The following is a 21,252-nucleotide window of genomic DNA, read 5'->3' as shown; positions in this document are numbered from 1 at the left end:
GGAATGACTCCGAGGATGAGGCCTATCTCCTACGTTCGGGCGATCAGCCGAGGCGCTGCTTCAACGCGTCGAGCTCGTCACGCAGGGAAGCCGGGACCTTGTCGCCGATCTTCTCGAACCACTCCTCGATGAGCGGCAGTTCCTGACGCCACTCTTCGGCGGAGACGTCGAGCGCGGCCTGGATGTCGGCCAGCGGCTCCTTGAGGCCGTCGGTGTCGAGGTCCTCGGCGTTCGGCACGAAACCGACCGGGGTCTCCTTCGCGTTGCCCTTGCCTTCGACGCGGTCGATGACCCACTTCAGGATCCGCGAGTTCTCGCCGAAGCCCGGCCACAGGAAACGGCCGTCGTCGCCGCGGCGGAACCAGTTGACGTAGAAGATCTTCGGCAGCTTGTCCGCGTCGGCGTTCTTGCCGAGGTCCAGCCAGTGCTTGAAGTAGTCACCGGCGTGGTAGCCGAGGAACGGCAGCATGGCCATCGGGTCGCGGCGCACGTTGCCGACCGCGCCGGCGGCGGCCGCGGTGGTCTCCGACGACATGGTGGCGCCCATGAACACGCCGTGCTGCCAGTCGCGGGCCTCGTTCACCAGCGGGACCGTGGTCTTGCGGCGGCCGCCGAACAGGATCGCCGAGATCGGCACGCCCTGCGGGTCGTCCCATTCGGGCGCGAGGATCGGGCACTGCGACATCGGCGTGCAGTAGCGCGAGTTCGGGTGCGCGGCCTTCTCTTCCGACTCCGGCGTCCAGTCCTGCTTCTTCCAGGAGGTGGCGTGCGCGGGCTTCTCGCCCATGCCCTCCCACCAGACGTCGCCGTCGTCGGTGAGCGCGACGTTCGTGTAGACCGTGTTGCCCTTTTCGATGGTGCGCATCGCGTTGGGGTTGGTGTGCCAGTCGGTGCCCGGCGCGACGCCGAAGAAGCCGAACTCGGGGTTCACCGCGTAGAGGCGGCCGTCCTCGCCGAACCGCATCCACGCGATGTCGTCACCGAGGGTCTCGGCGCGCCAGCCGGGGATGGTCGGCTGCAGCATGGCGAGGTTGGTCTTGCCGCAGGCGCTCGGGAACGCCGCCGCGACGTAGTGGACCTTGTCCTCGGGCGAGATCAGCTTGAGGATCAGCATGTGCTCGGCCAGCCAGCCCTCGTCGCGGGCGATGACCGAGCCGATGCGCAGCGAGTAGCACTTCTTGCCGAGCAGCGAGTTGCCGCCGTAGCCGGAGCCGTAGCTCCAGATCTCGCGGGTCTCGGGGAAGTGCGAGATGTACTTGGTGGTGTTGCACGGCCACGAGACGTCCTCCTGGCCCGGCTCCAGCGGCGCGCCGACGGAGTGCAGGGCGGGGACGAACTCGCGCTCGGTGCCGTCCTCGGTGACGAATTTGTCCAGCGCGGCCTTGCCGGCGCGGGTCATCACGCGCATGGAGGCGACGACGTAGGCGAAGTCGGTGATTTCGATGCCGAGCTTGGGGTCCTCGGCTCCGAGGGGGCCCATGCAGAAGGGGATCACGTACATCGTGCGACCGCGCATGCATCCGCGGTACAGCTCGGTCATCGTGGCCTTCATCTCGGCCGGGTCCATCCAGTTGTTGGTGGGACCGGCGTCGTCTTCGTTCTCGGAACAGATGAAGGTGCGCTCTTCGACGCGGGCGACGTCATTCGGGTCGGAAGCGGCCCAGTACGAGTTGGGCTTCGCGTCGAGCTGCACGAACGTGCCGGCGGAGACCAGCTCGGCGTTGATCCGGGCGGCCTCTTCGTCGGACCCGTCGACCCACACCACGCGGTCCGGAGTGGTCAGTTCGGCGACCTCCCGGACCCAGGACAGCACGCCACTGTGCGTCGTCGGCGCATTTTCCAGTCCAGGGATGGCGACTGCGGTCATCTCTACTCCTGACTTCCGACGGCAGAAGCCCACACCGGGAACGACGCTGTTCCGATGCGGGCTTCGATGCCGGCGACCGAATGGCTTCGCACACCGGCGGGAAGGCCGGTGTGCAGGTTTTGGGATTCCCCGAGAGTAGCCGGATGACCGGCAGGTAACCGAGAGCTGACCTGTCGGTTCTCTCACAAGAACGATAAGGGAATCGATTCAGTATCACCGGAATGGGCCATACGCAGAAATTCTTCCGGTGACCGATGGCACAGCGGCCGGACGAATCGGACATGAGAAAGCCCGGCACGAGGACTCGTACCGGGCTGTTCTGTGACCAGGATTACAGGAATGATCTCTTCGAATTGGCCTGGACCATTCTTGTATTGGTCCAGGCCATTTCGGGAATCAGTTGGGGCTGATCCACTGACCGGTGGCGGAATCGATCTTCGCCACACCTTCGAGTGTTTCCGTGCCCGCGCCACCCCACGCCGCGTCGCCCGCCGGGTCACCTCCGGCCGCCGGGACGTTCGCGAAGGCCGCGCCGATGTCGTTGTTGACCACGCCGCTGCCGACCTCGGTCCACTGGCCGGGCCCGGTGTGCTCGTAGGTCTTGGAGTTGCCGGAGGCGTCGGTTTCCACCGCGATGTCGGCGCTGCCGTCGCCGTCCTTGTCGGTGAAGGCGATCGTGCGGCCGTCCTCCGTCTGGACGACGGCGGTGTCGGGGGTCCCGTCACCGTCCGTGTCGATGGTGGGCGGGCCGACCTCGACGTCGCCGCTGGGCATGTCGGCGTGCATGGTGCCGCTGGTGCCCGCGTCGGAACCGTCGTCGTTGCCGCCGCCACCGGCCTCGACCCAGGAGCCGGAGGCCTCGTCGTAGATCGCCTCCTGGACGACCTTGCCGTTCTCGTCGAGCACCGCGTACTGGTCGGCTTCGCCGTCGCCGTCGGTGTCGACGAACGCCTGGCCGGTGCCGTCCTCGTGCTGGATGACCGCGGCGTCGTTGACGCCGTCCTTGTCGAGGTCGTAGTTGAGCTCGGCCTGGTACTCCTCGCCGTCAACGTGGACGGTGACCGCTTCGGTGGAGCCCGACTCGGTGTCCGTGCCGCCGCTCTCGTCGACCCACATGGGATAACCCCCTCGTTGACCTGCTGGTGTGTCGAAGCTTATGACTCACCGTAGGCCGGTTCGGTTCCGGTCCACAACAGGACCCACCCGGGTCAGGCGTCGCGCAGTGACCGAATGCGACCGAGCAGTGCCTCGGCGCGGTCCCGGCCGTCCGAGACGTCCTTCAGGCGCTTCGCGACGACCGAGATCTTCTTCGCCCGTTCCTGCGCGCCCATCTTGATCGTCTTGTCGACTTCCTTCAGCTCCGCCTCGATCGCGTCGATGCGGCGGCCGAGGGCTTCGTCGAGCGCCATCGAAAGCTGCTGTTCGGCCTCGATCAGCTGCTCCGCGACGAGCTGGTCCAGCGTGGACCGCGCGTCGGCGATCGCCTCGACCAGCCACTGCTTCATATGCTGCTTGTCGGAGGCGTGTTTGCGGGTGCGCGCCATCCACCAGCCGGCACCGAGGCCGATGATGATCGTGGCGGGCAGGATCACCGGGTTCAGGATCGCGACGCCCGCCAGCGGCAGGGCCGCGACCTTCCCGGCGCCGAGGCCACCGGAAACCCCCATGAAGATGAGCAGTTTGTCCTCGGCCGTCGGCGGTTTCTTGTCCGGCGGCCGCAGCACGACCGGCGGGCCGCCCGCCCTGGCGAACTGGCCGCGGATGATTTCGAGCTCTTCGGGCGAGAACAGCTCCGAAAGCGCGACGTTGGTGACCTGGTTGAGCCGCTGGGAGAGCAGCATCGAGATCCGCTGAGACGTCGTCTGCAACGCGATGTCGACCTGCTGGGGCAGCGCGGCGAGGGCGTCCCGTTTGGCGCCGTCGATCAGCTGACGGAAATGCGTCGACGCGTCGCGCATCTGCCTGCTGGTCTCGTGCCCGACCTCGACGCGGGTCCGCTGGATCTCCGCGCGCAGTTTCAGCTGCCAGCCCCGCGTCGAAGACCGGCGCTCGGTGGTCAGGTCGTCACGGCGCTGGCGCAGCTGTTCGGCCTCGGCCTCACCGGCGGACAGCGCGCGGCTTTCCGCCTGCAGCTTCGCCTTGAGCTCGCCGAGCGCGCTCGACAACGCGCGCAGGGTGTTGGCCTCGCCCAGCATCGCCGAGCGGCCGACCAGCATCTCCTGCAGCGCGCCCTGCAACGCGGCGATCCCGGCCTTCTCGCGCAGCATCGTGGCCATCTGCTCGTTCGGGGCCTTGGCCGCCGTCTCGAACATGCGCGCCGAAACCGGGTGGAACACCGCGTCGGCGAACCGGGGGGCGTGCTCGGCGAGCAGCCGCCGGTCGGCTTCGAGGACCTCGCGCCAGCCGCGGAACTGGTCGGTCTTGGTCAGCGCGAACAGCACGGTCTCGACGCGTTCGCCCATGTCGTGCAGGAACTGCAGCTCCTGCGCGGTGAACGGCGACGACGAGTCCACGACGAACAGCAGCGCGGTGGCGCCGGCGGCGGCCTCCTTCGCCAGCTCACCGTGCATCGAGTCGAGCCCGCCGACGCCCGGCGTGTCCACAATGGACACTCGTTCGAGCAGCGGGACCGGGCCGGAGACCTCGACGTAGCGCGGCGGGATCTGCCCCTCCGGCAGCTCGTGCGCGGCCGAGACCCAGTGGATCAGGTCGTTCAGGTTGATCGGCACCGGCGCCAGCTGGCCCGGGTAGCAGGCCTGCGCGGACCACTGTTCGGCGTGCTCGAAGACGAGATACGTCGCGGTGGCGACGTCGGCGTCCACAGGGGACAGTCCCGGCATGGACAGGAGCGCGTTCACGAGCGAGCTCTTGCCGCGGTTGGTCTCGCCGACCACCACGACCGACGGCTTCTTCGGCCGCGCCTTCCGGATGTCCTCGACCCATTTCGCGGCCTGGGGGTCGGCTTCGCGGACGACGGTGAGCAGCTGTTCGCGGGTGCTCTTCACGACCGCCGGAAGGTTGGCCGCCGCGCTCGGAGCGGTCACTGGGCCTTCTTCGCGTAGACGATGACGATCGGCGCGCGCAGGACCCGCTCGTGGTCGGCGAAACCGACCACCTCGGTCTCCGCGACGAGCCCTTCGAGCGCCGGGTCCTCGGTCGCGACCGCGCCGCCGGCCTCGTGCACGGCGGGGTCGAACCGCTCGCCGTCCGGGCGCAGGGCACGGACGCCGATCCCGGCGAGACCGTGTTCGAGCCGCTCGACGACGCCGCCGCTGCGCGCGCGATCGAGGGCGTACAGGCACAGCTGGATCAGCGCCTGCCTGTCGGCGAGAGCCTGTTCGAGGTCGGCCGGACCCGTGGTCGTGGACTCCACATCGGTGTTCGACGCGGCTTCGACGGCCTCGGTTCCCTCCGACGGCGAAGTCTCTCCGTCCGCTTCGGCGATGATCGCCGCGGAGATCTGGCCGGTCGGCACGTCGTCCGGATTCACGTCTTCGACCGCCTTCTTGCGCAGCCAGGCACCCACCCGAATCGACCCCCGTAACTGGTGTCCCGGGCCTACCGATCAGCCCGGGGAGATTTCACCAGTGTCGGGCACGGGCCCGCCAGCCGGGGGCGAAATCGGCAGAACGGGACGAAGGAATCTGGCGATCAGCTCCTTCATCACCGCGAGTTCCGCCGCCGGATCGAGGTCCGGCTCAAGAATCACGCGGGAAAGCGGCGCGTCGACCAAGGCGACGAGCCAGCTGGCCACCGTCTTCGGATCGAAACCGGGATCGATCCGGCCCGCTTCCATCGCCCGTGTCACCAGGCCGACGAGACCGTCACGCAGCGCGCGGTCGTTGCCCTGGATGAGCCTGGCCAGTTCGGCGTCGCGGGAACACTGCGCGGCGACCTCGAGGACGAGCTTGGCGATGACCGGATGCAGAAGCTGTTCCGACACGTGGGCGATGACGTGGAGGATCGCTTCCCCCGGATCCTCGATCTCCTCGGCGGCCGCGAGCAGGGCGGCGGTCTCGTCGGCGTCCTGCTCGAAGATGCCGACGAACACCGCGCGCTTGTTCGGGAAGTAGTGGAACAGGCTGCCTGTGCTGATCCCCGCGGCGCGGCAGATCTCCGCCGTCGTCGTCTTCTCGAAGCCCTTCATCGCGAAACAGCCCGCGGCGGCGTCGAGGATGGCGCGGCGTTTCGCCTCGTGCTTGGCCGGGTCGACCGTCCTCATTTCACCGCCGGCGGCTCGTCGTGCCACGGGTAGCCGTGGTCGAGGAAGGCCTTGGCGACGGCCTTGCGGTCGACGTCGCCCTTCTGCCGCACCAGCTCCCGGCCGTCCGCGGCGAGCAGGACGAGCTCCTTGCCGTCGAGGAAGACGGCCTCCAGCTCCGCTTCGTACGCGCGGCTGCGGCCCTTGGTGGTCAGCGTGATGCGCGTCGGCGTCACCTTGACGATCAGCCGCTCGTGCGCCCAGACCGCGGCGAAGAACAGCCCGAGGGCGAGGCCGGCGCCGATCCCGGTGACCGTGCCCCAGGGCTGGGGGATCTCCGAGACGAGCTTGAAGGGGCCCTTGAACGGGACCCAGCTCAGGGACGCCACCCAGCCCGAGATCGAGTGGAGGAACCAGCCGAGCGCGGCCCCGGCCAACGGGCAGCCGATCCAGGAGGCCGTGCGCAGCCACTGGGGCTCGTCGACGATCGTTTCCATGCGCTCATTATTAGACCGAGCGCTCGGTTTATCAAACCGCGCATTTAGTCGACTACTTGCCTGGCGGCCTTCCGGCGCCTGACCGCGGTCGGGGCAAGTAGTCGACTAAATGCGCGGATCGCGGGAGGTCAGTCCCGGATCTGCTGCCAGATGAGGAAGTACGCCCGGTGCACGACGTGCGCGACGCGGCTTTGGGCGGGTGTCGCGCCGAAGGACGCGAAGGAACGCCACCAGCCGGCGCGCTCCAGGGCGTGGGCCGCCAGCTCGGCGCGCGGAGCGCCCGGCTTGCCCAGCTGGGCGCCGATGTCCGCGTTGCTGCCGACCCGCAGGACCTCCTCGGACAGGTCCTCGGGCATGTCGACGGCGCCGGACGCGACCAGCGTGAGCGCTTCGAGCAGCCGCAGCTGGTGTGCCTCGGGCTTGGCGAGCAGGACCTCGATCGCGTCGTGGACGCGCTGCCGTTCGGCCGGGTCGCCGGACGCGTGGGCCAGCGCCGTGACCGAGGCCAGCGCGGCCGCCGCCTTGATGCCGTCGGCGCGGGCGGCGAAGACGATGCTCAGCCGCTGGCGGACGGCTTCGAGCCCGGAGGCGTCGAGCAGCTTCCGCCGCAGCGAGCCCGCGGTGATCTCCGGTTCCTTGCGGATCGCCTCGACGGCGTACCGCACGCCGAACAGGTCCAGCTTCTCCAGCAGCCGCAGCCGGGTGCCCGCGGCGACGTCGCATTCCCAGCTGGTGAAGATGTCCGCCGAGATCAGCATGGTCTCGAGGATGTCGTCGTCCATCTCGGCCAGCTGGCGCAGCGCTTCGGCGTCGGGCGAGGTGAACCCGCCGGACTCGGCCGACTCCGCGATCAGCCCGATCACCGGCAGCACGTCCGCGACGCGGGGCTTCAGCGTCGCGGCCTGCTTCTCCGACAACAGCGTCGCGGCCTTCCACACGTCGCCGCCCGAGCCTTCGACCGACTCCGGCGCGATGGTGTCCGCCTTGTTGAGCACCGCGATCGCGTTGACCGGGCCCGCCTCGCGGCTCGCCGTCGCGGCGGTGAACGCGGCGAGCGCCTGCTGGTCGTCGGCGCGCACGCCCTGGGTGACCACGTAGAGGACGGCTTCGGCGCCCGCGACGGCGTTGCGCGAGGTGTCGTCCAGCTCGTCGGAGCCTTCTTCGTCCTCGGCACCGTCTTCGGGCTTGCGGTGCTTCGCCGCGCCCAGCAGCTCCTCGGTCCGCGACACCGAAGCCGCGTCGAGCGAGCCGAGGCCCGGGGTGTCGATCACGGTCATACCCTGCAGGACCGCGTTGGTGAGGTACGCCTCGATATGCGAGACCTTGTCGATGTCGATGCCCAGTTCGGCCGGGATCATCCCGTCGGCGGAGAAGGGCAGCACCTGTTTGCGGCCGTCGTTGAAGACGATCTCGACGCGGTCGACCGTGCCGTACTGGAACCTGGTCACCAGCCGGGTGCACTCGCCGACGTCGGTCGGCGCGACCCGGCGCCCGATCAGGGCGTTGACCAGGGTGGACTTCCCCGATTTGATCCGGCCCGCGACGGCGACCTGCAGCGGGCCGCCCAGCCGTCGCAGCACCTCGGCGAAACCGGCCGCGGTCCGCGCGGACACCTGGGGCTGGAGGCGGTGGCAGAGGTTCGCCACCGACATCGACAGCGGGCCGGCGAGACGGCCCTGCTCCGTCGCTGAGGTCACGGTGCCCACCCCTCCCAGTCGTCGAGCACACCGAGGGGAATCGTGCCATGCCGCTCATCCTCGGGTCGCACCGAAGGTGGTACCGGCGACCGACGCGCGGGCGGCCCCGGCCGACATAGTGTTACCAGGTGCGACGGTTGAGCCTCTGGATGCGTGCCCACCCCATGGCCGGGGACAGTTTCATCGCCGTCGTCCTGCTGCTGACCGACCTGCTGTTCTTCGTGGCGGCGGTCGAGACGCCGGAAGTCCCGATGCCGCCCTGGTACGTGGTCCTGCCGCTGGACGTGGTGATGGTCGCCCCGCTGGTCTTCCGGCGGAGGGCGACGCTGTGGTCGGCGTACCTGGTGCTGCTGATCGGCATCCCGCACAGCGCGCTGGAACTCGGCGCGGCGAGCGGGCTGGCGATGATGATCAGCATCTACTCGGTGCTGGTCTACGTCGGCCGCAAACAGGGCCTGTTGTACCTGGTGATCACGCTGGTCACCTCGGCGATCCAGCTGTGGGCCGACCCGCCGGAGGACGTGTGGGTGCTGGCGATCATCGGCGTCTTCTCCAGCGCACTGTGCTGGACGCTCGGCGAATTCGCCGGCGCGAGGCGCGCCTATCACGAGGAGGTGGAAGCCCGGTTGCATCTACTTGAGACGGAACGGGACCAGGCGACCAGGATCGCCGTCGGCGAGGAACGCGGACGTATCGCCCGCGAGCTGCACGACGTCGTCGCGCACGCGGTGAGCGTCATGGTCGTGCAGGCCGACGGCGCGTCCTACGCGGTCGACGGGAATCCCGAGATGGCGAAAAGGGCCCTGCAGACGATTTCGGAGACCGGCCGCGGCGCGCTCGCCGAGCTGCGGCGGCTGCTGGACGTGCTCCGCAGCGACGGCGACGACGAGCCGCGCGTGCCGCAGCCCGACGCCAGTGCGCTGACCGACCTCGCGGACCGGATCCGGCAGGCGGGGGTGCCGGTGACGCTGGCGATCGGGCCGGACGCGCTGGCCGGGCTGCCCGCGGGGGTGTCCCTCGGCGTGTACCGGATCGTGCAGGAGTCGCTGACGAACACGCTGAAACACGCCGGCCAGGGCGCACAGGCCGAGGTGGTGGTGCGGCGGGAGGCGGACGTGATCGACGTCAAGGTCACCGACGACGGCGCCGGTCGCGCGAAACAGCTGGTGCCCATGGCGGCGAAGCACGCCGCGCCGCCGCGGAAACTCACCGTCCCCGGTGGGAACGGATTGATCGGAATGAGGGAACGGGCGAACGTCTTCGGCGGCACGCTGGAGGTCGGGCCCGCCCCCGGTGGAGGGTGGCAGGTGCACGCGAGGCTCCCGGTTAGGTTGGCGACGTGATACGGGTGGTGGTCGTCGACGACCAGGAATTGATGCGCGTCGGGTTCCGGATGGTCCTGGGCGCGCAGGCCGACATCGACGTCGTCGGCGAGGCGGGTGACGGCGCGCAGGCCATCCGGCTGGCCGAGGAACTGCGGCCCGACGTCGTGCTGATGGACGTCCGGATGCCGGTACTGGACGGGGTCGAGGCGACGAAGCGGATCGTCGAGGCCGGGACGGCGCGGGTGCTCGTGATGACGACGTTCGACCTGGACGAGTACGTCTATTCGGCGTTGCAGGGCGGGGCGAGCGGGTTCCTGCTGAAGGACACGCAGCCGGATCACCTGGTGTCGGCGCTGCGGGCGGTCGCTTCGGGCGACGCCGTGGTCTCGCCGTCGGTCACCCGGCGGCTGCTCGACCGGTTCGTCGGCGGCGGCGGGAAGCCGATGCGGGACGCGGCCGAGCTGGACGTCCTCACCGAACGGGAGCGGGAGGTGCTCGTGCTGATCGCGAAGGGCCTTTCGAACCTGGAGATCGCCGAGACGCTGTTCCTGTCCGAGGCGACGGTGAAGACGCACGTCGGGCGGATCCTGTCGAAGCTGGATCTGCGCGACCGGGTGCAGGCCGTGGTGCTCGCCTACGAGACCGGGCTGGCACGTCCCGGGGTCAGCTGAGATCTCGTCGGAAAGTGGTCATTCGGTGAGCACTTTGCGGCGGATGCTTGTCCTCAGAGCCACTACCTGAGGAGAAGGAAATGCTGCGAGGTCTCACCACCACCACGTTCTACGCCGACGACATGGCCGCCGCGATCGAGTGGTACTCCGAGCTCTTCGGCATCGAGCCGTACTTCGTCCGCAACGGCCCCGACGGGAGACCGGCGTACGCCGAGTACCGGATCGGCGACTACCAGCACGAGTTCGGCCTGGTCCGCGGCGACTTCCGGCCGCCGATGGCCCAGCCCGGTCCCGGTGGGGCCATCGCGAACTGGGCCGTCGACAACGTCGAGGACGCCTTCGCTCAGCTGCTCGCGAAAGGCGCGAAGGAGTACGAGCCGGTCATCGAGCGCGGGCCGGGCTTCGTGACCGCGGCCGTCGTCGACCCGTTCGGCAACGTCCTCGGCGTCATGTTCAACCAGCACTACCTGGACGTGCTGGCCGGGAAGAAGTAGCTCCCCGGCCAGCGGAGGTCGAGGCGCGTCGCGAAAGCCACTTTCGCGACGTCTGACGTCCCGAAAGTGGCTTTCGCGACNCGTCGACCCGTTCGGCAACGTCCTCGGCGTCATGTTCAACCAGCACTACCTGGACGTGCTGGCCGGGAAGAAGTAGCTCCCCGGCCAGCGGAGGTCGAGGCGCGTCGCGAAAGCCACTTTCGCGACGTCTGACGTCCCGAAAGTGGCTTTCGCGACACGAGCCGGCGGCCGGTGCCTCAACGGTACAGCGAGTGATCCGCGGTCGCCTCGTCCTTGCCCGCGTCCCGCACTTCGGCCATCCACTTGCCGAAGTCGGGGCGTGAGCCGTCGACGTCGGTCAAGCCGTACTCGTTCATCAGCGTCCACGAAGCGAGCGTCTTGCCCGCGAACCGCGCGACCTCCGGATCGGTCGCCAGCTTCGCGACACCCCGCCCGAGCAGCGCCGGTGTCTCCGAGATGGCGAAGTCGACCGGAGCGGACTTGCCGACCGCGTCCCGCCACGTCTCCTCGGTGACCCCGAAGTGGTCGAGCATGGCTTCCGAACGCAGGAAGCCCGGCGTGACGGTCATGCCGACGCAGCCGTACTTCTTCAGTTCGGCGCCGAGCGCCCTGCCGATCGCGCGGATCCCGCATTTCGCGAGGAAGTACGGGATCCCCGCGCCGACGTACTCGTCGTGGTCGCCGTCGGTGACCTCGATGACGAGACCGCCTTCCCGCCGCACGACCAGCGGGAGAAGCCGGTGCAGCGCGATCAGGTGCGTGTCGATCGCGTTGTGCACCAGCGTGAGCGCGTCGTCGAGGCTGGAGTCCCAGTACGCCCCCTCGAAGTCCGCGTACTGGTCGCCGCCCCAGACGTCGTCGACCAGTACGTCGATCCGGCCGTCCACTTCGGACTCGATCCGCCGCTTCAACGCGTCCACATCGGACACCACGGTGAAGTCGGTCCGGATGGGGATGCCCCACCCACCCGCCGCGTCGACGAGTTCCGCCGTGTCTTCGATCGTCTCCGAACGCTTCATCGGCGACTGGTGCTCACGCGTCGTACGGCCGGTGACGAACACCGTCCAGCCGAGCCTGCCCAGTTCCACCGCGATCGCCCGGCCGCATCCCCGCGTCGCCCCCGCGACCACGGCCACCTTCTGATCCATTCAGGACACTCCCTTCCACGCGGTCAGCACCGCGTCCACGTCTTGCCCCATCCGTTCGGTGATCCGGCCCTTCGGCCGGATCGACCAGTCCAGCGCGGCCCCGTTCGCCACCCCCAGCAACACCCGCGCCGCGCGGACGACACCCGGCGCACCCGGGAGGTCACGCGCCGCGACGCGCGTCAGCCGTCGCAATTCCGCTTCGACGGCGGTGAAATGCTCACCGAGCAGGGCGCGCAGCTCCGGATCCCCGATGTCCACGCCCAGCTGCCCGAGATGGTTCGCCGCCGTCTCCGCGTCGCCCAACCCCTCGTAGACCACGACGACCGCCGCGCGCAGCGCCTCCACCGGATCGGCCAGCTCGCCGCATTCCCGCATCCGTTCCACGACGGATCGCGTGTTCGCCCGGCTCAACGCCAGCAGAAGACCGTTCTTCGAGCCGAACCGCTGGGCCACGGTGCCGACCGCGACGCCGGCCTCCGCCGCCACCTGGGCCAGTGTGAAACCGGGGCCGACCATGCCGATCACGGTTCCCGCCGCGGTCAGCAGCCGTTCGTCGGTGATGCTCCGGGGCCTCGCCATACGATTATTGAACCACGGTTCATTAACCCCGGCGAATCAGGGTCACTCTCAGGGGTATCACCGATCGCGTACGCCGCCGGAAGACGGCAAGCTACGTCTCAGGTCGGGTACCAGGTTGGCACCTCAGGATGACGCGCTCGGCCACCCACATGGACGACGATTGTTCTCGCAGTCGCCGAGGGGAGCAGACATGATCGAGGCAGCGGGCCTCACCAAGCGGTACGGCAAGACACTGGCGGTGAACGACCTGTCCTTCTCCGTCGCGCCGGGGGAGGTCACCGGTTTCCTCGGCCCGAACGGGGCCGGCAAGTCGACGACCATGCGGATGATCCTCGGCCTGGACAATCCGACCGCGGGCCAGGTGCGCATCGGGGGCAAGCTCTACCGTGAGCTGAAAGATCCACTGCGGACGGTCGGCGCACTGCTGGACGCCAAATGGGTCCACCCCAACCGGTCGGCCCGGGCGCATCTGCGATGGATGGCGAAGTCCAACAAGATCGCGGAGAGCCGGGTCGACGAGGTGCTCGAGATCGTCGGGCTCACCAGCGTCGCCGGGAAGCGCGCCGGCGGGTTCTCCCTCGGCATGTCGCAGCGACTGGGGATCGCGGCGGCCCTGCTGGGCGACCCGGAGGTACTCCTCTTCGACGAGCCGGTCAACGGGCTCGACCCCGAGGGCATCCTCTGGATCCGGAAGTTCATGCACCGGCTGGCCGACGAAGGCCGCACGGTGTTCGTTTCCTCGCACCTCCTCTCGGAGATGGCGCTGACCGCGAGCCACCTGGTCGTGATCGGCAAGGGGCAGCTGATCTCCCAGTCCTCCACCGAGGATTTCGTGGCCCGGGCCGCCGAGAACACGGTCAAGGTCCGGTCGCCGCAACTGCCCGCGCTGCGCGCCGCGCTGACGCAGGCGAGCGCTCAGGTCACCGACGCCGAACGAGCGATCATCGTGTCCGGTTTGGACAGTGAGAAGATCGGCGAGATCGCCGCGGCCAACCAGATCGTGCTGCACGAGCTCAGCCCGCAGACCGGCTCCCTGGAGCAGGCCTTCATGCAGATCACCGGCGATTCGGTCGAGTACCACACCGGTCTCGAAGCGGAAGCCGCCGAAGTGGTCACCGCCGCCCAGTAGCCGCTCACTCTTGTTGAGGAAAGAAAAGCCATGACTCTGCTCGCCGTGGAACGCATCAAGCTGTTCACCACACGCTCACCCTGGTGGTGCGCGCTGATCACCCTCGCGGTCGTGGTCGGCTTCGCCGCCATCTTCGCCGGCGCCGCGCCGTCGGGGGAATTCACCGACGTCGGCATGTCCCAGTTCGGCTACGTCTTCGGGATGACCGTGGTCATGGTGCTCGCCGCACTGTCGGTGACCACCGAGTACCGCTTTGGCACCATCCGCACCACGTTCCAGGCCGTGCCGAACCGCCGCGCCGCGCTGCTGGCGAAGACCGGCGTCGTCGCGACGCTCTCGCTGGTGATCGGCGAGATCGCCGCCTTCGGTGCCTGGGCCCTCGCCTCGATCATGCGGCCGGAGGACCTCGCGCTGAACACCACCGCCGAGTGGATCAGCGTCGCCGGGGTCGGCCTGGTGTTCGCCCTCGCCTCGGTGATCGCGGTCGCCGTCGGCATCCTGATCCGGCAGAGCGCCGGCGCCATCTCGCTCCTGCTGATCTACACGCTCGCGGTCGAGAACCTGATCCAGCTCATCCCGAAGATCGGCAAGGACATCTACGACTGGATGCCGTTCCACGTCGCGGACCGGTTCCTCAACGGCTCGGGTCCCGCCGCGGCGAACGCGCCGCTGAGCCAGGCCGGGTCGCTCGCCTACTTCGCCGGTTTCGCGCTGGTGCTGCTGGTCATCTCGCTCGTCGTCGCCGACAAGCGCGACGCGTAAGGACTTCCACAGGGGAAAGCCGGACGCCGAACTCGGGGGAGCGAAGCGTCCGGCCGGGGAGAAAAAGGGGAAGAAGGACCGGGCCGCCTATCGGGGGGCAGCCCGGTCCTTTCCCGCGTAATGTCGGAATCCACTGGAGGGAGGGTTTGATGATCGAGGCCACCGGACTCACGAAACGCTACGGCGACAAGCTCGCCGTCGACGCGCTTTCCTTCACCGCCGAAGCCGGCCGGGTGACGGGATTCCTCGGCCCCAACGGGGCGGGGAAGTCCACCACCATGCGGATGATGCTCGGGCTCGACAACCCCACGTCGGGCTCGGTGACCATCGACGGCAAGGCCTACCGCGAGCTGCGTGATCCACTTCGGACGGTCGGCGGCATGATCGACGCCACCTGGCGGCATCCCGGCCGCACCGCCCGCGAGCACCTCCGGTGGATCGCCGCGACGAACGGCCTCCCGGACAAGCGCGTCGACGAGGTGCTCCGGCTGGTCGGGCTCGACTCGGTCGCCCGCAAACGGGCCGGGCAGTTCTCGCTCGGGATGTCGCAGCGGCTCGGGATCGCCACGGCGCTGCTGGGTGACCCCCGGGTGCTGCTGTTCGACGAGCCGGTCAACGGGCTCGACCCCGAAGGCATCGTGTGGATCAGGAAGCTGATGCACGCGCTCGCCGCCGAGGGGCGCACCGTGTTCGTGTCCAGCCACCTGCTGCCGGAGATGGCGCAGACCGCGCAGGACCTCGTCGTGATCGGCCGGGGGAAGCTGATCTACCAGGGCACGATGGAGGAGTTCGTCGGCCGGGCGAAGGGCCTCGGCGTGCGGGTCCGCAGCCCGCATCTGACCGAACTGCGGACCGCGCTCACCGACAAGGGGGCCGCGTTCCGCGAGGAGGACGGTGCGCTCGTCGTGTCCGAAATGGACAGTGACACCATCGGCGAACTCGCGTTCGCCGCCGGCGCGACCCTCCACGAGCTGAAGCCGCTCGCCGGCTCGCTCGAACAGGCGTACATGCAACTCACCGCCGAGGCCGTCGAGTACGGCGCCGGTGTACCGGAGGTGGCCCGATGACCGCGGCGAACATGCTCCGCGCGGAGCGGATCAAGCTGCTGAGCACGCGCGCGCCCTGGTGGTGCGCGGCCATCGCGGTGGTGGTCGCGCTGGGCTACACCGCGCTCTTCTTCGGCTTCGTGCCGCTCGAAGGCCAGACGGGCGTCAACTCGACGCAGGTCGCGAGCGCGCTCGGCCGCACCGTCGTGCTGGTCCTCGCCATCCTCGCGGCGGCGACGGAGTTCAACTGGGGCACGATGAAGCTCACCTTCCAGGCGGTGCCGTCGCGCGTGCCGGCCCTGCTGGCGAAGGGCGCCGTCGTCGGGGTGTTCTCCGGGCTGATCGGGCTGCTGGTGGGCTTCGGCTCGTGGGCGATCGCGTACCTGATCAAACCGGCCGCCGACCTGGGCCTGGCTTCGGGCGCCGACTGGCGTGCGGTGGCGGGCCAGGGCCTGACCTTCTTCCTGACCGGTCTGCTCGGCGTCGGCCTCGGGCTGCTGTTCCGCAGCCCCGCGTTCGCACTCGGGTTCGCGCTGGCGTGGACGCAGGTGCTCGAGGGGCTCATCGTGCTGATTCCGAAAGTGGGCGACGACATCTACCAGTGGATGCCGTTCTTCGCGGCGAATCAGTTTTCCGGGCCGGATCTCACGGTGTCGATGTTGAAACTCGAACCGCCGCTGGGGCCGTGGGGTTATTTGGCTTATTTCGGCGGCATCTGCGTGATTGTCTATGCGGCCGGGCTGATGATCACCCATCGAAGGGATGCGTGAGCTTTTACCGCGGCCAAAGGAGTTAAGTCCACGTTAAGAGCCTGTGGCTTCTCTCACACGGAGCGGACATACTGTTCCAGCCCGGGCGATGCTCGGGATGAGCCTATTTTCGGCTCTCGGCCCCGGAGGTGATCCTTGACGGTGGATTCCGGTCAGGGAGTAGAACGCATGATCCCGCAAGCCCGCACGGAAAGTACGCAGCCCCGCCTCGAGCCCATGCTCGACCTCGAATGGTCACAGGCGATCGAACTGCCCCGCACGGTCGCGTCCGCGACCCGGCCATCCGATATCCGCCGCGCCTGGGTACACCGCGCGCCCGAAGATCTCGTTGTCGCGTTGTACCGCGCGTCCAGTGGAATGCACGGCGAAATCCCGGCGCCGTGGTGGCTTCGCGCCGTCGTGGAAGGCAGGCTCGAATCGCGGGAACTCGGTTTCCGCATCGAAGATCGGATCGCCGGCCTGCTCGGCAGGCGGCCCGGCTGGGAATTCGTCCCGTGGGCCGCGGACGGAGAATCCGGTTACTGGGAGTTCATGCCCTCTGAACGCGGAGCGTCCGGGCATTCGATCCCGACCACGGTGCTGAACACCAGCCGCCACGACGGCTGGATCGACGTTCTCCCCGCTCATTCCGGTACGACGCCGTCGCCGATCGCGGTCGCCGGATTCGCCGGGCTGCGTTCGCGGCTGGGGGAGTTCGAAGCGGTCCGGTAACCCCCGCGTTTAATGGGCTGGTGGAAAACGAGGACCAGCCACGGATGCGCAGCGTGGTCAGCTATGTCAAACGCGGCGGCCGGATGACCGTCGGGCAGCAGCGAGCCTGGAACGAACTCTGGCCGTCGCTCGGCCGCACCGTCGGCGAACTGCCCGAAGGACCGGTGGACTTCGACGACTGGTTCGGCAGGCAGGCGCCGGTGCTGGTGGAGATCGGTTCGGGCATGGGCGAGACCACGTCCCAGCTCGCCGCCGCCGCGCCGGAACTCAACTACGTCGCGGTCGAGGTCTACGACCCGGGGCTCGGCCAGCTGATGTTGCGCGCCGAGAAGCTCGGGGTGAAGAACCTGCGGCTGATGCACGGTGACGCCGTCGTGCTGCTGACCTCGCACGTGGAGCCGGGCTCGCTGGCCGGTGTCCGGCTGTTCTTCCCGGACCCGTGGCCGAAGAAGCGGCACCACAAGCGGCGGATCGTGCAGCCGGAGTTCGTCTCGCTGGTGGCCTCGCGGCTCGCGCCGGGCGGCACCTTCCACATGGCGACCGACTGGGAGAACTACGCCGAGCAGATGATGGAGGTCTGCTCGGCCGAGCCGCTCCTGCGCAACCGGTACGCCGGCGAGCCCGGCGGCTGGGCGCCGCGGCCGGAGTGGCGGCCGATCACGAAGTTCGAGAACCGCGCCGACGTCGAAGGCCGGATCTCGCACGACCTGATCTTCGAGCGGGTCTGAACGGTCTCGTGAAGGGTGCCTTGAGCATGGATGGCGCTTTCGCGTGACCGGACGGACGACTCGCGGTGCCCCTTCGCTCATCCGGGCCCGACACCGTCCTGGCGACCGTGTCGCGAAAGCCACTTTCGAGACGTCTGATGTCCCGAAAGTGGCTTTCGCGACATCACGCAGACGGGACCGGCAAACGGGCCCCCGCCAATTCGCTTCATGCGGGACGCGGCCGGTGCACCACGGATCCGGGGCGCCATCGAGGGGGAGTGGCGNGGGTTTTCCGCGACACCACCTCCAGAACCCCGCGGACGGAAAGGGCCGGTCAGGACGTCCCCACGTCCCTGACCGGCCCTTCCTTCACACCCCGCGCCTCGGAACGCCCCCTGCGCGTCCCCGGTGCCCGTTCGTCCCTCCCCCGACAGAGAGACGACCGGGCACCCGGCCCGTGGGTGGATCACCACCGACTCCACCCACGAGACCTGCCCGCCCGGGCGCCATGACGCCATTCGGGCGAATCTTTTTATTCGTCGGCCAGAGGCTCCGACTGCACCCGCTTGAGCGCCGGGGTCGAGACGGACGCCCCGAGCAACGCCACCCCGATTCCCAGCACCACGGGCGCCAGCAGCCACGGGCTCAGCACGACCGCGTCCTTCTCGACCAGGCTGTAGAGCCCCATGCCGACGCCGATCCCGACCGCCCCCGCGCCGAGGGTGGCCACCATCGCGGGCAGGGCCGCTTCCATCCGCAGCGCCCTCGCCAGCACCCGGACCGGTGTCCCGGCCGCGATGAGTGCCCCGAAGGTGCGGCGGCGGTCCATCACCGAGCCCGCGGTCGCCACGGCCGCGCTGCACCCGGCGAGCACGCCGGCGGCGATCAGGCCGATCACGGTGACCCGGCGCAGGTCGCCGAGCTCCTGCTGCTGGCCGATCAGGTGCAGGCCGCGGCTGCCGACCTCCTGGCCGGGTGCCGCCCCGACCAGCGCGGTCCGCACGACCTCGGCGTTCTCCGCGGTGGTCGGCACGATCACGTCGAAGCGCTCCGGCGTGACCCCCGCGGGGACCAGGGCCGGGTCGATGACGACCGTGCTGGAGGTGTCCTCGTCGCCTTGCGGGAAGAGGTGCACGGGGGTCTTCGGATCCAGCTGAGGACCGGCCTTGTCGTACTCCGACAGCACGCGGTACTCCGCCGGGTTGATCTGATACCTGCTGTAGATCGCGGGGCCCGGCCGGCAGGAGCCGCCGAGGTTCACCCGCAGGAGTTTCGTGGCGTCCTCGCAGGTCATCACGAAGGCCCGGTTCAAGCTCTGGGAGCGGGTGCCCGGCTCGCCGGTGGACAGGTAGACCTGCCCGACCGAGACGGCCTTCTCGGTGATCCCGTAGCGGGCGAGGGAGGCGTTGGTCTGGTCGGCGACCTGCTGGGCCTGGGCCGCGTCGGCCTGGGCGTAGAGGACGTTGTCCTTGAAGGTCCGGCCGCCGCCCGCCATCGACTCGAACGAGGGCAGCAGGGTGAGCGCCATCGAACCGGTGAAGACGGCCAGCACGACACCCGCGGTGGCGCGGTAGGCGCTCTTCGGGTCGTCGCGGAGCCGGCGTCCGGCCAGCAGCGACGCCGGTTTGCGCCAGATCCGGACGAACGTGCCGCCGACCGCCGAGGTGACCCACGGCCCGATGATCGCGGCCGATCCGACCAGCAGGAACAGCCCGAGCATCACCATCGGCAGGCTGGCGTTGTCCTGGGTGACCGCGAAGAGGAAGAAGGCGCCGGCCACGGGGACCGCGAGCAGCCGCCACCAGTGCAGCGGCTTGCGAGCGTGTGCCGAAGCCGCGAACAGCGGCGTCTTCAGCACGCGGCGGATGCCGAGGACCCCGGCGAGGACGACCAGCAGCGGGATCGCCACGGCGACCGCGATGGTCGAGCCGACCGACAGGCTGAAGTCCGAGGCGAGCCAGGTTCCGCCGCCCCACGGGACGAACGTCGAGAGGCCTTGGAGCGCCGGTGCCACGAGGATGCCGAGCAGCGCGCCGACCGTGGCGGACAACGCCGTCTCGGCGGCGACGATCTTCGTCACCTGGCCGGGAGTCGCCCCGGCCAGCCGGAGCGCCGCCATCCGCAGCTCACGCCGGGCGGCGGTGAGCCTGGCCGAGGACGCGACGAGCACCAGGCTCGGCACGAGCAGGACGATCACCCCGACCCAGGCGAGCAGTTCGAGCAGCGGGTCCGGCTTCGCCTCCTTGTTCGGGAAGCCGTCCGCGGCCATCGCCGTCTGCGGCATCGACTCCGGGGTGTGGCCGACGACGGCGACCAGCTGCTCCGGATACATCAGCGATTCGGGCCCGAGCGCGTCGACGAGTTTGCCGAACCGGTCCCCGAGCTGCGCCTGCGGTGTCGACTGGATCAGTTTCCCGAGGGCGGGGGAGACGATCGACTCGCCGGGAGCGGGCAGCCGCGGGATGCCCGGCGGCAGGCTGAGCATCGGCGAAGCGCCGGTCTGGGCGATGTCGACGCGGGTGATCTCGCGGTCGCCCGAGTAGTCCTTGTTGGCCGCCATCAACAGCGGCGCCGGGCCCTGGCTCTCCCCGGACTGGGAGTAGTAGCTGCCGATGTCCTGCCAGATCGCCCGCTGGGAGCGGGCCTGCGTGGCACCGGGAAGGGAGGCCAGCAGGAGCACCAGGCTGGTCGCGACGGCGACCCCGACCGCGGTGAGGATGGCCGACGTGCGGGTCCGGCGGTCGACCCGGAGCACCCGCATGGCCAGCTGGAAGCTGTTCATCAGGCGGCCAGCCTCGTCGCGATCAGGCCGTCCCGGATGGAGACGGTGCGCGGCATGGCTTCGGCGAGCTCGCGGTCGTGGGTCACCACGATCACCGCGGCACCGCTGTCGGCGGCCGCGGCGAGCAGCGCGTCCATGGTGGCGCGGCCGGTGCGGGTGTCGAGCGCGCCGGTCGGCTCGTCGGCGAAGATCACCTTCGGCCGGTGGGTCAGCGCCCGTGCGATCGCGACGCGTTGCGCCTCGCCGCCGGAGAGCTCACCGGGGCGGCGCTTCTCCTTGCCCGCGAGGCCGAGCTTCGCCAGCCATTCGCGGCCGGCCTCGATGGATTCCTTGCGGCCCTTGCCACCCAGCAGCGACGGCAGCGCCACGTTCTCCTCGGCGCTCAGTTCCGCGACGAGCATCCCGGACTGGAACACGAAGCCGAACTCGGTGCGACGCAGCTCGCTGCGCTTGCGCTCGTTGAGCTGGTCGACGCGCTGCCCGGCCAGGAAGATCTGCCCGGAGTCGGCGCGGAGGATCCCGGCGAGCACGTGCAGCAGGGAGGTCTTGCCCGAGCCGGAGGGCCCGACGATGGCGACCGCGTCACCCGCCTGGATGTCGATGTCGATCCCGGCCAGCGCGTGCTGCGTGCCGTACCGCTTCACCAGCCCGCGGCCCGAAAGCACCGGCTGCCCTGTCCACTGTGGATCTACCACCGTGATTCTCCCTAGTCAGTCACTTGTGTTCTGCTTCGGGAAAGAGCTTCGCGGTGGACCACGTGTGTCCACTTCGGGCAGACGGCCAGTGCTGATCACCCGCGCATCGGCCGATCGGCCGACCCGGCTCGGGCCGGTCGGCCAAGGTGC

General features: G+C 69.3%; 20 protein-coding genes. 9 read left to right on the top strand and 11 right to left on the bottom strand.

Going from position 1 to position 21,252, the window contains the following annotated elements:
* Window positions 1–43 precede the first annotated feature (43 nt).
* The 7 genes from ACXIZN_RS34155 to ACXIZN_RS34125 all read right to left on the bottom strand — a co-directional run bounded on the left by ACXIZN_RS34155 (window position 44) and on the right by ACXIZN_RS34125 (window position 8,217).
* Window positions 44–1,867, bottom strand: a complete 1,824-nt coding sequence (locus ACXIZN_RS34155; RefSeq protein ID WP_457959078.1) for a phosphoenolpyruvate carboxykinase (GTP) — start codon at window positions 1,865–1,867, stop codon at window positions 44–46.
* 396 nt (window positions 1,868–2,263) lie between these two features.
* Complete coding sequence (locus ACXIZN_RS34150) at window positions 2,264–2,983, bottom strand: DUF6802 family protein (protein WP_457959077.1); 720 nt, start codon at window positions 2,981–2,983, stop codon at window positions 2,264–2,266.
* 92 nt (window positions 2,984–3,075) lie between these two features.
* Entirely contained in the window at window positions 3,076–4,911 is a 1,836-nt protein-coding gene (locus tag ACXIZN_RS34145; RefSeq protein ID WP_257483474.1) for a dynamin family protein, read from the bottom strand.
* Window positions 4,908–5,393 (bottom strand): nucleotide exchange factor GrpE, encoded by a 486-nt coding sequence (gene grpE / locus ACXIZN_RS34140; RefSeq protein WP_192747223.1) that lies wholly within the window; start codon window positions 5,391–5,393, stop codon window positions 4,908–4,910. Before grpE ends, ACXIZN_RS34145 begins: the two co-directional genes overlap by 4 nt.
* Window positions 5,394–5,432: 39 nt before the next feature.
* Window positions 5,433–6,089 carry a TetR/AcrR family transcriptional regulator gene (locus tag ACXIZN_RS34135; RefSeq protein WP_457959076.1) on the bottom strand — a complete coding sequence of 219 codons (657 nt, stop codon included), beginning with the start codon at window positions 6,087–6,089 and terminating at the stop codon, window positions 5,433–5,435.
* On the bottom strand, window positions 6,086–6,565 hold the full coding sequence (locus ACXIZN_RS34130) for a YqeB family protein (protein WP_457959075.1): 480 nt from the start codon (window positions 6,563–6,565) through the stop codon (window positions 6,086–6,088). The genes ACXIZN_RS34135 and ACXIZN_RS34130 overlap by 4 nt, the downstream gene beginning before the upstream one ends.
* Before the next feature lie 128 nt (window positions 6,566–6,693).
* Window positions 6,694–8,217, bottom strand: a complete 1,524-nt coding sequence (locus ACXIZN_RS34125; RefSeq protein ID WP_457960673.1) for a dynamin family protein — start codon at window positions 8,215–8,217, stop codon at window positions 6,694–6,696.
* A 194-nt stretch (window positions 8,218–8,411) separates the two neighbouring features.
* On the opposite strand from ACXIZN_RS34125, the gene ACXIZN_RS34120 reads away from it, so the two are divergent.
* From ACXIZN_RS34120 to ACXIZN_RS34110, 3 genes are all read left to right on the top strand, one after another.
* Window positions 8,412–9,605, top strand: coding sequence for a sensor histidine kinase (locus tag ACXIZN_RS34120; protein ID WP_457960672.1), 1,194 nt, complete (start codon window positions 8,412–8,414; stop codon window positions 9,603–9,605).
* A complete protein-coding gene (locus ACXIZN_RS34115; protein WP_037307422.1) occupies window positions 9,602–10,258 on the top strand; it encodes a response regulator in 657 nt (218 codons plus the stop codon). Before ACXIZN_RS34120 ends, ACXIZN_RS34115 begins: the two co-directional genes overlap by 4 nt.
* 80 nt (window positions 10,259–10,338) lie before the next feature.
* A complete protein-coding gene (locus tag ACXIZN_RS34110; RefSeq protein ID WP_457959074.1) occupies window positions 10,339–10,752 on the top strand; it encodes a VOC family protein in 414 nt (137 codons plus the stop codon).
* Window positions 10,753–11,009: 257 nt separating this feature from the next.
* On the opposite strand, the gene ACXIZN_RS34105 is transcribed toward ACXIZN_RS34110, so the two are convergent.
* Both ACXIZN_RS34105 and ACXIZN_RS34100 read right to left on the bottom strand, forming a co-directional pair.
* Window positions 11,010–11,921, bottom strand: coding sequence for an SDR family NAD(P)-dependent oxidoreductase (locus ACXIZN_RS34105; RefSeq protein ID WP_457959073.1), 912 nt, complete (start codon window positions 11,919–11,921; stop codon window positions 11,010–11,012).
* Window positions 11,922–12,500, bottom strand: coding sequence for a TetR/AcrR family transcriptional regulator (locus ACXIZN_RS34100; RefSeq protein WP_126737421.1), 579 nt, complete (start codon window positions 12,498–12,500; stop codon window positions 11,922–11,924).
* Window positions 12,501–12,690: 190 nt separating this feature from the next.
* Here ACXIZN_RS34100 and ACXIZN_RS34095 point away from each other — a divergent pair, with 190 nt between their 5' ends.
* The 6 genes from ACXIZN_RS34095 to trmB all read left to right on the top strand — a co-directional run bounded on the left by ACXIZN_RS34095 (window position 12,691) and on the right by trmB (window position 17,646).
* Entirely contained in the window at window positions 12,691–13,629 is a 939-nt protein-coding gene (locus ACXIZN_RS34095; RefSeq protein ID WP_457959072.1) for an ABC transporter ATP-binding protein, read from the top strand.
* A gap of 30 nt (window positions 13,630–13,659) precedes the next feature.
* On the top strand, window positions 13,660–14,391 hold the full coding sequence (locus tag ACXIZN_RS34090) for an ABC transporter permease (RefSeq protein ID WP_457959071.1): 732 nt from the start codon (window positions 13,660–13,662) through the stop codon (window positions 14,389–14,391).
* Between the two features lie 149 nt (window positions 14,392–14,540).
* Window positions 14,541–15,458 (top strand): ABC transporter ATP-binding protein, encoded by a 918-nt coding sequence (locus ACXIZN_RS34085; RefSeq protein WP_457959070.1) that lies wholly within the window; start codon window positions 14,541–14,543, stop codon window positions 15,456–15,458.
* The gene (locus tag ACXIZN_RS34080; protein WP_457959069.1) at window positions 15,455–16,207 is read left to right on the top strand and encodes a hypothetical protein; all 753 of its coding nucleotides are present in this window, start codon (window positions 15,455–15,457) and stop codon (window positions 16,205–16,207) included. Before ACXIZN_RS34085 ends, ACXIZN_RS34080 begins: the two co-directional genes overlap by 4 nt.
* 168 nt (window positions 16,208–16,375) lie before the next feature.
* On the top strand, window positions 16,376–16,918 hold the full coding sequence (locus ACXIZN_RS34075) for a hypothetical protein (RefSeq protein ID WP_457959068.1): 543 nt from the start codon (window positions 16,376–16,378) through the stop codon (window positions 16,916–16,918).
* Window positions 16,919–16,962: 44 nt separating this feature from the next.
* Window positions 16,963–17,646 carry a tRNA (guanosine(46)-N7)-methyltransferase TrmB gene (gene trmB / locus ACXIZN_RS34070; protein WP_457960671.1) on the top strand — a complete coding sequence of 228 codons (684 nt, stop codon included), beginning with the start codon at window positions 16,963–16,965 and terminating at the stop codon, window positions 17,644–17,646.
* Between the two features lie 511 nt (window positions 17,647–18,157).
* Here the strand turns inward: trmB and ACXIZN_RS34065 are convergent.
* Entirely contained in the window at window positions 18,158–20,407 is a 2,250-nt protein-coding gene (locus ACXIZN_RS34065; RefSeq protein ID WP_457959067.1) for an FtsX-like permease family protein, read from the bottom strand.
* A complete protein-coding gene (locus ACXIZN_RS34060; protein WP_016338261.1) occupies window positions 20,407–21,102 on the bottom strand; it encodes an ABC transporter ATP-binding protein in 696 nt (231 codons plus the stop codon). Before ACXIZN_RS34060 ends, ACXIZN_RS34065 begins: the two co-directional genes overlap by 1 nt.
* Between the last annotated feature and the right edge of the window lie 150 nt (window positions 21,103–21,252).

It is taken from the genome of Amycolatopsis sp. TRM77291, from assembly GCF_054166285.1.
Note: the sequence above shows the minus strand (reverse complement) of the source record. Positions and strands in the feature narration are given on the sequence as shown.